General features: G+C 61.7%; 12 protein-coding genes. 8 read left to right on the plus strand and 4 right to left on the minus strand.

Annotated features, from left to right (window positions below; all coding sequences use genetic code 11):
* Nucleotides 1-121 precede the first annotated feature (121 nt).
* The 3 genes from AAF555_05915 to AAF555_05925 are packed head-to-tail and all read left to right on the plus strand — an operon-like array spanning nucleotide 122 to nucleotide 3,737.
* Nucleotides 122-1,126, plus strand: coding sequence for an extracellular solute-binding protein (locus AAF555_05915; GenBank protein ID MEM6911103.1), 1,005 nt, complete (start codon nucleotides 122-124; stop codon nucleotides 1,124-1,126).
* Entirely contained in the window at nucleotides 1,123-2,748 is a 1,626-nt protein-coding gene (locus AAF555_05920; GenBank protein ID MEM6911104.1) for an iron ABC transporter permease, read from the plus strand. The genes AAF555_05915 and AAF555_05920 overlap by 4 nt, the downstream gene beginning before the upstream one ends.
* Complete coding sequence (locus AAF555_05925; protein ID MEM6911105.1) at nucleotides 2,745-3,737, plus strand: ABC transporter ATP-binding protein; 993 nt, start codon at nucleotides 2,745-2,747, stop codon at nucleotides 3,735-3,737. Before AAF555_05920 ends, AAF555_05925 begins: the two co-directional genes overlap by 4 nt.
* A gap of 134 nt (nucleotides 3,738-3,871) precedes the next feature.
* On the opposite strand, the gene AAF555_05930 is transcribed toward AAF555_05925, so the two are convergent.
* A complete protein-coding gene (locus tag AAF555_05930; GenBank protein MEM6911106.1) occupies nucleotides 3,872-4,330 on the minus strand; it encodes a flavodoxin domain-containing protein in 459 nt (152 codons plus the stop codon).
* 13 nt (nucleotides 4,331-4,343) lie between these two features.
* A complete protein-coding gene (locus AAF555_05935; GenBank protein MEM6911107.1) occupies nucleotides 4,344-5,171 on the minus strand; it encodes a hypothetical protein in 828 nt (275 codons plus the stop codon).
* A gap of 253 nt (nucleotides 5,172-5,424) precedes the next feature.
* Between AAF555_05935 and AAF555_05940 the strand changes: the two genes are divergently transcribed.
* On the plus strand, nucleotides 5,425-6,126 hold the full coding sequence (locus AAF555_05940; protein ID MEM6911108.1) for a PEP-CTERM sorting domain-containing protein: 702 nt from the start codon (nucleotides 5,425-5,427) through the stop codon (nucleotides 6,124-6,126).
* Between the two features lie 196 nt (nucleotides 6,127-6,322).
* Nucleotides 6,323-7,264 carry a DUF6607 family protein gene (locus AAF555_05945; protein ID MEM6911109.1) on the plus strand — a complete coding sequence of 314 codons (942 nt, stop codon included), beginning with the start codon at nucleotides 6,323-6,325 and terminating at the stop codon, nucleotides 7,262-7,264.
* A gap of 196 nt (nucleotides 7,265-7,460) precedes the next feature.
* Here AAF555_05945 and AAF555_05950 read toward each other — a convergent pair whose 3' ends face one another.
* Both AAF555_05950 and dinB read right to left on the minus strand, forming a co-directional pair.
* The gene (locus tag AAF555_05950; GenBank protein ID MEM6911110.1) at nucleotides 7,461-8,339 is read right to left on the minus strand and encodes an AraC family transcriptional regulator; all 879 of its coding nucleotides are present in this window, start codon (nucleotides 8,337-8,339) and stop codon (nucleotides 7,461-7,463) included.
* Between the two features lie 68 nt (nucleotides 8,340-8,407).
* On the minus strand, nucleotides 8,408-9,469 hold the full coding sequence (dinB, locus tag AAF555_05955; GenBank protein MEM6911111.1) for a DNA polymerase IV: 1,062 nt from the start codon (nucleotides 9,467-9,469) through the stop codon (nucleotides 8,408-8,410).
* Between the two features lie 81 nt (nucleotides 9,470-9,550).
* Here dinB and AAF555_05960 point away from each other — a divergent pair, with 81 nt between their 5' ends.
* From AAF555_05960 to AAF555_05970, 3 genes are all read left to right on the plus strand, one after another.
* Nucleotides 9,551-10,600: an agmatine deiminase family protein gene (locus AAF555_05960; GenBank protein MEM6911112.1), complete on the plus strand. Its 1,050-nt coding sequence runs from the start codon at nucleotides 9,551-9,553 to the stop codon at nucleotides 10,598-10,600.
* A gap of 79 nt (nucleotides 10,601-10,679) precedes the next feature.
* Nucleotides 10,680-11,525, plus strand: coding sequence for a serine protease (locus AAF555_05965; GenBank protein ID MEM6911113.1), 846 nt, complete (start codon nucleotides 10,680-10,682; stop codon nucleotides 11,523-11,525).
* Nucleotides 11,522-12,094, plus strand: a complete 573-nt coding sequence (locus AAF555_05970) for a thioredoxin-like domain-containing protein (GenBank protein MEM6911114.1) — start codon at nucleotides 11,522-11,524, stop codon at nucleotides 12,092-12,094. The genes AAF555_05965 and AAF555_05970 overlap by 4 nt, the downstream gene beginning before the upstream one ends.
* Nucleotides 12,095-12,158 lie beyond the last annotated feature (64 nt).

Raw genomic sequence — 12,158 nt, forward strand, 5'->3', positions numbered from 1 at the left:
CATTTCCCAGCAAGCCAACCCAAGAGATTTTCCGAAAATCCTTACCTTGCAGCACGCCATTCGAGAGTCCCGGCGCGATGATTCCTCTTGCGCCCCTTCCTAAACAAAAATACACAAGACCATGAAACATCTCTCCCTCCTTGTTTCCTTCCTCTTGACGGCCAATCTGCTGGCGGCGGGTGAAGTGCGCCTTTACACCCAACGTCACTACTCGGCCGACCAAGCAGTCCTCAAGCGCTTCACGGACGAAACGGGCATCGAAGTCAAGGTCGTGAAGGCCGGGGCCAACGAACTCATTGAGCGGATCAAGGCCGAGCAACAGGCTCCCCAAGCCGATCTCTTTTGGACGGTCGACGCCGGAACGCTCGACCGCGCCGCGGAAGCGGGACTTTTCGCGCCGGTTGAAAGCGAGACCCTCTCGAGCCGCATTCCGGAAGGTCTCGCGAGCGAAGAAGGGCTCTGGTGGCCTGTCACCATGCGGGCCCGCGTCTTCGCGGTGGCCAAGGACCGGGTCGAAAACGCGCCTCAGACTTACCTCGATCTCGCCAATCCCGAATGGAAAGGTCGCCTGCTCATCCGTTCCTCCAGCAGCGCTTACAACCAATCTCTCCTCGCGGCTCTCATCGATGCCCACGGCAAGCCCGAAGCGCAAACCTGGGCCGAAAAAACGGCCGGCAACTTGGCCCGCCCTCCGCAGGGGGGAGATCGAGATCAAATCCGGGCGGTCGCTCTCGGACTGGGTGACATCGCCCTCACGAACACCTACTACCTCGGCCTCCTGGAAACCTCGGACGACCCGGCCGACCGGAAGGCGCGGGCTGCCGTCGAGGTCGTCCTACCCGATCTGAAAGGTCGCGGCACCCATGTCAACGTCAGCGGTGCCGGCGTCGTCAAAGGAGCGGCCAACACGGCCGAGGCCATCCAACTGCTCGAATTCCTGACCTCGCCCGAGATCCAGAGCCTCTACCAGACGCTCACCTCGGAGTATGCCGTGACCCAGGGAGTGGAGCGCGAGCCGCTCCAAACGGTTTGGGGTGAACTTCTGCCCGACACCACCTCACTCCACAAGTTGGTCGACTACCAGGAAGAAGCCGTTCGTCTCTTTGACATGGCCGGCTGGCCATGAGGTGGGGCGCCTTCTCGTCCACCACCTGGTGGCGTGCCCTGGCCTGGGCCTGCGGGCTGGCGCTTCTCCTGCCGATCGCCTCTCTCTTGGTGTCTCTCGTCCGGCCGCTTCCGGAGGGAAACAGTTGGGAGCACGTGCTTGAAAACACCTTCTGGCCCGCGGCCCGCCTCTCGCTCTTTCTGACCCTCGGCGTCTGTCTCCTCAGCTGCCTCTTGGCCATCCCGGCCGCTTGGTGCATTTCAAACTACCGATTCTTCGGTCGCCAAGTTTGGGCCGTCCTCTTGGTGCTCCCTTTGGCGGTGCCCACCTACATCGCCGCCTACGTCACTACGGAATCGCGCGAAGCGCTCATTCCCTGGCTGGTTTCCCTGCGACGGGACCACGGCATAGAGACCTATCTCTTGTGGGAATCCTACAGCCGACACGCCATTTTGGCTCTCATGATGGCGGCCGTCCTATCTCCTTACATCTTCCTGGCAGCTCGCTCGGCTTTCTCGAGCGAAGGCCGCCGGGCCGCGGAGGCCGCCCGGCTCCTGGGGGCCGGGCCTTGGAAGACCTTCTTCAGCATCAGCCTTCCCATCGCCCGGCCCGCCCTCGTGGCGGGTCTCTCGCTGGTGGCCTTTGAGGTGCTCAATGACTACGGCGCCGTGAAACACTTTGGAGTTCCCACGGTCACAGTGGGCGTCTTTCGGACCTGGTTCGGCTACGGGGAAGCCGAAACCGCGGCCCGCTTTGCAGGCTGGGTTCTGCTGGCCGTCTTGCTCTTGGCCGCTTTGGAGCGCTGGCAGCGCGGGCGCAGCTCCCACGCCGCGGCCGGGCCTCCGCCCCCGCTCCGCTCGGCCAGTCCTCTGGTGAGCGTCCTTTCTTGGCTTGCTTGCGGAGCGCCGGTGGCGCTCGGTCTGGGCTTCCCCCTGGCGGTTCTCGGCTCCTGGCAAACTCGCAGCACTTATGCCCAGCCCTTCGGCGACTTCTTGGGGGCTTTGGGCAATAGTCTCTTGCTGGGCGCCTTGGTGACCGCCGCTTGCCTGCTGCTGGCACTCATCGTGGTGGGAGCGGCCCGCATGGGGCGAGGACGCGGCGAAGCGGCCTTGGCACGGCTGGGAGGAATCGCCGGCTACGCCACCCCCGGGGCCGTCATGGCGCTCGGCATTTTCAGCCTGGCTGCGCTCCTGCGAAGCTGGTTTCCCGGTGCCTCTGGCTGGGGAGGCTGGCTGCTCTCCGGTTCTTTCTTCTGGCTGGTTTACGCCTTGGCAGCCCGGTATTTTGCGGTAGGCGGCCAACTCACCCGTCAGGGGCTCGACAGCATTTCCCTCGGACTGGATCGAGCCGCCGCCTGCCTAGGACGGGGACCTTTGGCCAGCTTCGTCTCCGTCCACCTGCCCCTCTTGGCACCCGCTCTGGCGGCCGCGGCCGTCCTTCTCTTTGTGGACGTCTGCAAGGAATTGCCTTTGACACTGCTGCTGCGCCCCTTTGGCTTTGAAACCCTTGCCACTCGCACGTATGGGATCGTGGACGAAGGCCGAATTTTCGCCTGCGCCGCCCCTTCCCTTCTCTTGGTGCTCCTGTGCGCCGGAGGGCTGGCCGTGGTCGAGACGCTGGGCTGGCGTCGCCACCGGTCATGAGTGCCTCGCTCGAGATTACCCAACTCCGCTACCGTTATCCCGGCGAATCCGAGGCCGCTCTTCGCGACCTCACGCTCTCGCTCCAGGTGGGCGAGATTTTGGCGGTGGTCGGTCCCAGCGGCAGTGGCAAGAGCACCTTGCTGAGATTGCTGGCCGGCTTGGCCCGCCCCGACTCCGGAACCCTGCGTTTGACGAACCAAGTCATCGCGGACGAGCAGACCCACCTTCCACCCCATCGGCGCGGCATCGGGATGGTCTCGCAAGCAGGCGATCTCTTCCCCCACCTCTCCGTGGAGCGCAATATCGCCTACGGGCTCCCGCGATCGGATCGAGGCCGGAAACAGGAACGGGTGCGCCAGCTTTTGGACTCGGTCGGTCTCCCCGGGCTGGAAAAACGCTTCCCCCACGAACTTTCCGGTGGGGAGGCTCAGCGCGTGGCCCTGGCGCGGGCCTTGGCCGCACGGCCTCAGCTGCTTTTGCTCGATGAGCCCTTCAGCAGCCTAGACCGCGAACTACGCGGGCGCCTCCGACTCCTCACCACCGATCTACTGCGACGGGAACATCTGACCACCCTCTTTGTGACCCATCACGGAGAAGACGCCCTCACCACGGGCGACCGCGTCGCGGTCCTCCATCGCGGAAAGCTTGTCCAGCTGGCTCCCCCGCAAACCATCTGGGCCGAACCAGCCGCTCCCGAAGTGGCGGCCCTCTTCGGAGGCATCAACCGTCTGACTGAAACAGAGGCCGCCGGGCGCCCCCTCTGGGCGCGACCCGAAGACTTGGTCTTGGTCGCTTCCGGTCAAGGCTTTGCCGAAGGCACCATCGAACGCGTGGAATATCGCGGGGCTTGTCAGGAAGTGAGTGTTTCCTGCGGGGCAGACCGAGGCCCACTCGTCGTCTGCTGCTCGCCGGAGGAGGCACTGGCGGTGGGGCGACCAACCGCCATCGATTGGAAAAAGACCGCTCCGCCGACTCAGGAAACTGCCTGAAAGCCTCCCGCTCTTTCGCCCAAGAGGCGACTCGACTCCTCGATCCAGCCTCAGGGCGTTTCCGCCAGCCAGGAAAGCGAGAGGAGGTTCCTCATCGGGTTAGGCAAAAGGAACGCGGCGGACCGCCCCCAGGCTCAGCGAGCAATGGCGCTCGACTCGAAGGCTTCGAGGACGTTTTTGATCCAGCCTTTCAACTCGTCATCGAACCAGACATCGCAATCGACGCGGGGCACGGCCATTTCGCCACCGTGGCGGATCAGCTCTCGCTCCAGTTCCTTGCCACACTCACAGAAGAGATCGTAGCCGGTATCGCCGAGGGCCAAAATCGCCGAGGGTGTGCCGTCGAGGCCCAGCGGCGGGGCCGCTTTCAGCGCCTCGAAGAAAGGAACCGCGTCGTCCGGCGGCTCGCCTTCGCCCCAGGTGCTGACCGCACCCAGGATGAAGTCGGCTTCTTTCAAAAAATTCACGTCTTCGAGCATAGCCAAATCCACCAGATTGACCGGAAATCCGGCTTCTGCGAAGGCTTCGGCGGCGTCCTCGGCGGCATCCTGAGCGGTGCCGGTCTGACTGGCGATGATGAATTGGATGTTCATAGCTGGATCGAGTTCAAGAATAGAGTCGTTTGGCGAGACTTGCCATCGATTTCAGTCGGCAACCGTCCGACTCGATGAGCGTGAGCGCCGGGCTTCCTTCCATGTCCGTGAAAGAGGCTACGGATCGGGGGCCGCCGTCGATGACCTCGGCCTTTTGGTAGCTGGCCGGCTGCAAGTGGAGGTAGCGCCCCACTCCGGAGAGACAGACCCAACAACCCGTGCCCCCGGGCTGGGTCGCGCGAATGGTGTCCCAGACGACCGCTCCTTCGTTGGGAACGATGAAGTGCAGCTCAGCCGAACGGGACGCGCTCTCGCTCAGGATTTCACAGACGTCGTCGGTGTAACGATTCTTTTTGCAGCCATCCCGGCAGAACTCGCAGTCCATCACATTGCTGCGGCGAAGATGGAGAATGTCCCACTCGTTCCCCTCATAAAGAGAAAGGTCTTCGATGGTAGACAAGTCTCGCTTGGCCTCCCGAGCGCTCGGGTAGCAAACCTTCAGGATCCCCCGGCCGAGGGAATCAGCGAATTCGATGCAGGGAAAAAGTCGACCATTTCGCTGTTCCTGATACCACCAAGCTTCCGACCAGTGGGCCAAGTTGAGGGTCAAGCCGCGGTCTCCGGAACAGGAGCGGGCCTGATCGCCATGAAATTCCACGGTCGGGAAGCGTTCACAGCGGCAAAAAATGGCCCCCCGACCGCGAACCACGTAAGCCGAAGAACTCAACTTGGGGAGCAAAGACAGCCATTTTTCCCAGTCGGGCTGCAAGCGGAGAACACGACCCGTGGGCTGCTCCACAAGCGACTGGGGATCGGGTTCCTCGGAAGAGTTTGGCGTCATAGGAGGAAAGCAGACTCGTTCCAGCCGAATGGAGGACTTGCGCCTAATTGCTCGATATTAGCGGTCGCTCTTGGAGAGCGCGCCTTTTGCTACCAAGCCTCGCCGAGAAAGCCAGCTCCACCGCCTCGCACTCTTGCGATTGGCTACCGCTTGTCTCCGATTGCGTTCGGTTTTTTTTCCAACGATTTCTGGCTTGCCTTTTGAAAATCTTGCAATTAAGACCCGATCTCAATTGCAACCAAACTTCGAAACTATGCTCCAACGCAAATTCAAATTCGCCGCCGCCCTGACCGCAAGCGGGCTTCTGCTCGGCTTGGCCAACAGCCAGGCTGCCAGCTTTCTCATCAACTCCTCCTCCGATCTCTTCGATCCGTCCTTCCGAGGAGACTCCAACACCACCTGGTTGGGATGGGATGTTTTTGGTGTTCCTTCGGAGGGCGAAACGGATCCTCCCATCAATAACAACACTCCCGATATCGGAACAGACAGCGGCACTTTCGCGACCTCCAACGGGGAGGATCATCTCTCGAGCAGCGGTAATTATTACAGCGGCTTCGGATCCGTTGCCGAGACGGTCACCTTCGGCACGAGCGGCACACCAGGCAGCGGTTTCACCACCATCATTCTCCAAGGGAAGACTCTCTTTGGTGACTTTGCGACAGAATTCACCTTCAGTGACTTGGGAGGAGCCACTCCGACCGTCGTCTTTGGAACCAACGCTGACAGCGAAGGTCAATTTTTCGCCAAATATGAAATCACCGGAAATGCGGCAGAATACACTGTGAACCTCGCGAGTTTCCCTGGCTCTTTTGTCTCGCTCGATCAGTTTGAAGTCGACACGGTCTGGTCTGCCACCGGATTTGCCTCTGACACGGCCGCAGTGCCCGAGCCCTCCTCCATAGCCTTGGTTGGACTCGGTGGGTTCCTTGCCTTGGTTCGTCGCAAGCGGAAATAGCTTCAGAGAAGCCCGAAAAAGCTTTTCTCAAAGGCCATCAGGTGACACCCACCTGGTGGCCTTTTTTCAAGCAACCAGCGCCAAATCGCTTCGCTTTTCCTTCAGGCAGAGCCTATCCTGTATCGTGTTACTCTTTCGCTGAGAGGCCGTCGGTTCGTTCTTGGCCGCTTGTCTCCACCTTCCCACCTTTTATGATATGAGAATTCTCTCTCCCCTTCTTTTCCTGTCCTTCTCTCTCTCCGGCTTGGCTTCTCCGCCCGAGGCCGACCGTAAAGCGATTCTTTCGATGGCGGGGAGCTTTGAAGTATCCTTCCGCTTCGAGGAGACAGCCTCCCTGCGCTCGGACTACGAAATCACCAAACCCTACCGCGAGAGCGCTCTCGAACTCGTGCTGGTGGTCGAAGACTCGCCCGAACGGATCGCTCTCCAACACATTCTCCTGGTGGGGCCAGAGCGCCAGCATGTCATCAAGCACTGGGGACAAATCTGGACCTGGCAGGACACCAACTTGACGGAATACCGCACCGATCGCACCTGGACCAACGTGGCTCTCTCAGAAGAAACGGTCGCTGGCACCTGGACGCAGCGCGTGACTCAAGTCGATGACAGCCCGCGCTACGAAGGCATCGGGAAATGGGTCCACGAGAACGGGATCTCCGTCTGGCAATCAAATGAGGTCTGGCGGCCTCTCCCTCGGCGGGAACACACCAAGCGGGACGACTACGACGTCCTCCTGGGCGTCAACCGCCACCTCATCACACCCGAAGGCTGGGTCCATGAACAATTCAATACCAAACACGTGGTTTTTGCCGACCAACCCCATCACCTCGCCCGGGAATTTGGGCTGAATTTCTATCGCCGGACCGAGGCCGACACCGGCCCAGCCGCCCGTTTTTGGGAAGAAGAAGGACAAGCCTGGGACGCGATGCGACAAGCTTGGGAAACCGTCATTGAGCGGGAAGCCACGGCCGGCATCCCCCAGTATGGGGCCAAGGTTCGCGAGGCGGTCATCTCCGCCATCGCTCCTCTCACAGAACTAGCAGGCGTCGAAAGAGAACGCTTGGCCATCTCGACCGTGGAAGCGCTCGTCGAAGCCACCGAACCAGGCGCGCAAGCGTCCCTGACCCGCTTTCCATAGAGGCCACCCCGTCCGCCGGCCAGAGCGCGCCCTCACGACATCCGCTATCGCTGGCCTGGGAGCAGGGAGGACGACGGGTCCCAGGGCCCAGAGCCTTTGGGCCCAAGACCTTGGCCGCCGGGGTCAGCTTTCTACCCGCCTTGACCCGCTCGCTTGGCGTCGCTTGGTATAAAACGGCCAAACCAAGCCCCGCACATCAATTGGCCCGCGCAAACTGCGAGGGCACGCAACCCTTCTCTTCTCGGAAGGCGCGGGTGAACTGGCTCAAACTGCGGTAGCCCACCTCCGTCCCCACTTCAGAAACGGTCAAACGCCCCTCAGCCAGCAAACTGGCGGCCCAGTGGGCGCGCTCGGCTCGGAGATAACGTCGCAAGGTCACTCCTTCCACCTCGGAAAAGGTGCGGGAGAGAGCGCTGGCACTCACGCCCACTGCCTTGGCAGCCGCCTCCAAATCCAGGGGCTCATCCAAACGATCCGCCAGCCACTTCTTGACCCGGCTGACGCGCTCTTCAGCTAGGCGATTTTGGAGAGAGCAGAAGAATCCTCCGCCGCCCGCTTGCAATCGCATCTCCTCCAAAAGCGCCAGGAATTCCATCGCCTTGGCCCGGAAATAGAGCGGGGAAAGGGCACCGCCTGCCGAAGGCCGGAGAACACTCGCCCCCCAACCTCTCAACTCCTGACCGCTGAGCCCCCGCAAAAGCCGCGTTCCTTCGCCAATGGCCCAGCGATCCCCCGAGACCGTGGCCACTTGCTCAAAGAAATCTCGTTTGTAGGACACTCGCAAAAAGCCATGACCGCTTCCGCGCTCCCGATTCCAACCCCATTTGTTCCCCGAGACCCCAGCCGCCATCATCCAAACCCCGGGTGAAAGACGCACCGGCTCCTCCCCCTCGATCCAGCCATAGCCCGTGCCGCGGACGTTCAGGATGAATTCCACCGAATTGGAATCGACGAGCCCCCGCCACCCGCAATCGCGGGCGGCCGAGCCTTCACACCAGGCCATGGTCATGCGCTCATCACGAAGCAGCCAGCGTGCGCCGCCCGTCCAGGATTCCAGTTCAGTCGAAAGCGCCATAGGGGGGAACCATAGGCAGTTGAGAGGGATTCTCAATCTCAAAATTTGGCGACCTCTCCTCCCCCGGCTCATCCCAGGCTGGAGGAGGAGAACATCTCCAACTGCTCGGGCTGTCGGCTGCGCTCTTCGGCGAATCTCACGCCCAGGCCGAGCAGGCGGACCGCTCGACCGCGCCCCCGCGACCAAGCCTCCGCCAGCAAGGCCTGGTAAAGGCCCGCTTCCATGACCTCGCTGGCCCGCTCCACGGTAGTTTGGCTGAAGTCGGCAAACTTCAGCTTCACGACCAAGCCCTTGAGGGCGCGTTCCCGATGCTTGCCCTCTCGGCTTTCCCGGACCTCGGCCAGCAATTTGGCAAAGGGCGCTTCCAGCCCTGCGAGCGTCTCGATGTTTTCAGAAAAAGTCCGCTCGCTGCTGAGCGACTTGCGGAGGCGGTGGGGTTGGACCTCGCGCTGGTCCACCCCTCGGCAACGCTCGAAGAGCTCCAAACCCCATTTTCCGAAGCGCTGGCTTAACTCGGCTCGGGAAAAGGCCTGCAAGTCGCGGCAGGTCTCCACCCCGAGCGCAGCCAGCTTCTCCTGCATGCGCCGACCCACCCCATGGATTTTGCCGACCGGCAAGTCTCTCAGGAACGCCTCCACCTCCTCAGGCCGAAGCTCGAATTGGCCGTCCGGCTTCTCCCAATCGCTTGCGATCTTGGCCAACATTTTGTTGGGCGCGATCCCGGCTGAAGCCGTCAGGCCCGTCTCTTCCTGGATGCGATAGCGGATTTCCCGGGCCACGGCCGCGCCCGAGCTGTGAAGCGCGGAAACATCCAGATAGGCTTCGTCGAGGGAAAGGGGTTCCACCAGCGGCGTAAAAAAGTGGAAGATCCGGCGAATCTTGGCGCTCTCCGCCCGATACACCTCAAAGCGGACCGGCGCCAAAATCAGATGAGGGCAGCGCTCCAGGGCTTGGAAGACCGGCATGGCGGAGCGGCAGCCAAACTTGCGAGCCTCGTAGTTGGCCGTGGTGAGCACGCCCCGCCGGCTCCGCCCCCCCACCGCCATCGGCTTGCCTCGCCACGCCGGATGGTCGCGCTCCTCGATCGAGGCATAAAACGCGTCCATATCGATGTGAAGAATCTTGCGCATCTCGTTCAGGAAACTACCGTTCGCGTGAACGCTTGTCCAGCAAGGCTGACAGGTTGCCCCTTGAACTCACGTATTCGTTTGATGGCACGAGCTGCGCGCCCCACCTCCCCTTACATCCTGCCTCCGGAGTGGGCTCCTCAGGAATGCATTTGGCTTTCTTGGCCCCATCGCCGCGACCTCTGGAATGGGAAGATCAAGCGAGCCCAGGAAGTCTTCGCCGAGATCGCCTCGGTCATTTCACGCACTCAGATGGTCCGGATCAATTCGACCTTCCACCATCACTCCAATATCGCGAAATTTCTGGTCCAGGCCCGGGCCGATCCCAATCACATCGACCTCTGTGACCACGCCAACGACGACGTTTGGTGCCGGGATCACGGCCCTCTCTTTGTCAAGCATCGGGAAACCGGTGAAGTCGTGATCGGCGATTGGCGCTTCAATGGCTGGGGCAAGCAATTCGCCCCCTACGACGCGGATGATGCCGTCCCCGCTTGCATCGAAAAAGCGACCGGACTCCGGCGGATCCGCCGCGACTTCGTCTTGGAAGGCGGGGCCATCGAGATGAATGGCGCGGGCCAACTGCTCACCACCGAGTCCGTCCTCCTGAACCCAAATCGCAATCCCCACTACTCGCGAGGGGAGGTGGAACAGGTGCTCCGCCATGGCCTCGGAGCCAGCCAAGTGCTCTGGTTGGAGAAAGGCATCGAGGGGGATGACACCGGCGGCCACATCGATGACGTGGCCCGCTTCGTGAGCGATGACCACCTCCTGGTTTCCACCGAAGCGGATTCCGGCAAACCCAATCACCTGCGCCTCAAAGAAAACCTGGAACGCCTGAAGAGCTATCGGACAGCCGGCGGCAAACGCTTCCAACTCACCCCCTTGCCGCTCCCCGATCCGCAAGAAGTCCCCGACTGGCGGCTGCCCGTGCTGCCGGCCAGCTACGTCAATTTTTTGATCATCAATCAAGCCGTCCTGGTTCCCCAATTCGGCAACCCGAGCAAAGACCAGCAGGCGCTCGAAGCCATCAGGAGCTGCTTCCCAAGTCGTGAAGCCATCGGCATCCCCTGCCTCGACTTGGCGCTCGAAGGCGGCACCATCCACTGCATCAGCTGCCAGCAGCCGAAGTGAGGCCACCCGGCCGCTGCCGAAAGAACGGGGAGAATCCTCCGGTTGCTTCCCCTTGGCATTGCGCGACCTCTGTCGCTGAATGTTCCGGGCCTGTCTTCGACTGAGTGTTTGCGTCCTGCTGACGGCCTGCGTCTCCCCTCTGGAGGACCGACGCTTCGACAACCATCTCGTCCGGATGGAGCAAAATGAAGACCTCGCGCGCCTGCTGCCTCGCGAGAGCGATCGGGATCGCATCCGCCGCCTGCTCGGACCCCGGGTCGGGTTGGTGCAAACCGGGAGCGAGGAAGCCTCCCTCTCGGGCAGCTCTGGACGAGCGGCCGCCCTCACCTCAGACGGCTACTTTCTCACCGCCTGGCACGTGGTCTCAGAAGGCTCCTTTTACTTGGAGGAGCTGCGTCTCGTGAAAAAGCTTCCGGCCGGTCGAATCACATTGGAGCAGGCGGAGGGAGCCTTTGCCATCGACCGCTACCCCGGGCGAATCGTCTGGTCCCAACCAGATCTCGACCTGGCCCTCGTCGAGTTCCCCGGAGTCAAAAGCGTGCCCTTCCGAAAGCTCGGCGCCATTCCCCAAAAAGGGGCCCTCGTCTGCACCTCGGACGACACCGGTTTCGGCTTCTACGATCCCCGCTACGGCATCCCCAGCTTGGTCGGCAATGGGAGCTTTCTGGCGGCCGGGCAAATCCTGGAAGTGAACGCGCCCAAGATCCCGGGATCGCCGCGCATTCTGGTGACTGATTTGGTGGCACGAGGTGGCATGAGTGGCGCCCCCTTGAGCACCCCGAGCGGCACGCTTTTGGGAATCATCACCCGAGCCCAAAGCTCCTACTTCGAGCCCCAAGACATCGAAACCGTCGCCACCATGGTTTCCCCCGAGTTGCTGCGCAACCTCATCGCAGCGGATCGGCGCTCCCCAGCCTCTCGATGAAATTTCTACTGCCGTTGCTCCTCTCCCCGCTCGTGGCCCAGGCCGCTTGGGTCGATGGCTTTGCGCCCTTTCTGAAAAGCGATCGCTTGCGGGATGAGGTCGAAATCATCGCTTTCTACTATTCTGCCCTCTGGTGCGGCCCCTGCCGCCAAACTACGCCCCACGTAGTCGATTTTTACAACCAAATGCACGCAGCCAACCCGCGCTTTGAAATCATTTTCATCAGCCATGACCAGGACGTCAATACCATGTCGGAATACCGCCGCAGGTATGGCATGACCTTCCCGGCCATCCGCTATGACGCCCTCTCGCGGCTGCCCCGGGAAATCCTCCAGCCCCCTGGCTCGGGCATCCCTCAGTTGGTGCTCTATCGTCGCTCCGGCGAGCGCCTCAGCCATCACGTCGGCACGAGACCGGTCTTGCAGGCCATGAACAGCCTTTTGCAGGCCACGGGCGATGACCGGAGCTTTCAAAAAGAACCGGGCTTTTGGGAACAAAACCGCCGCACCCTCTTCGTGATTTTCTCACTCGCCTTGGTCTGGTTTCTCCTGAAGAAGTTTTCGCGCTAATACCAAGCTGCAGAATTGGCTGGTAGAATGGCACGGGCTTCCTCTTCCCCGAGCCCCGAAACCG

The organism is Verrucomicrobiota bacterium (assembly GCA_039027815.1).
GTDB lineage: Bacteria > Verrucomicrobiota > Verrucomicrobiia > Verrucomicrobiales > JBCCJK01 > JBCCJK01.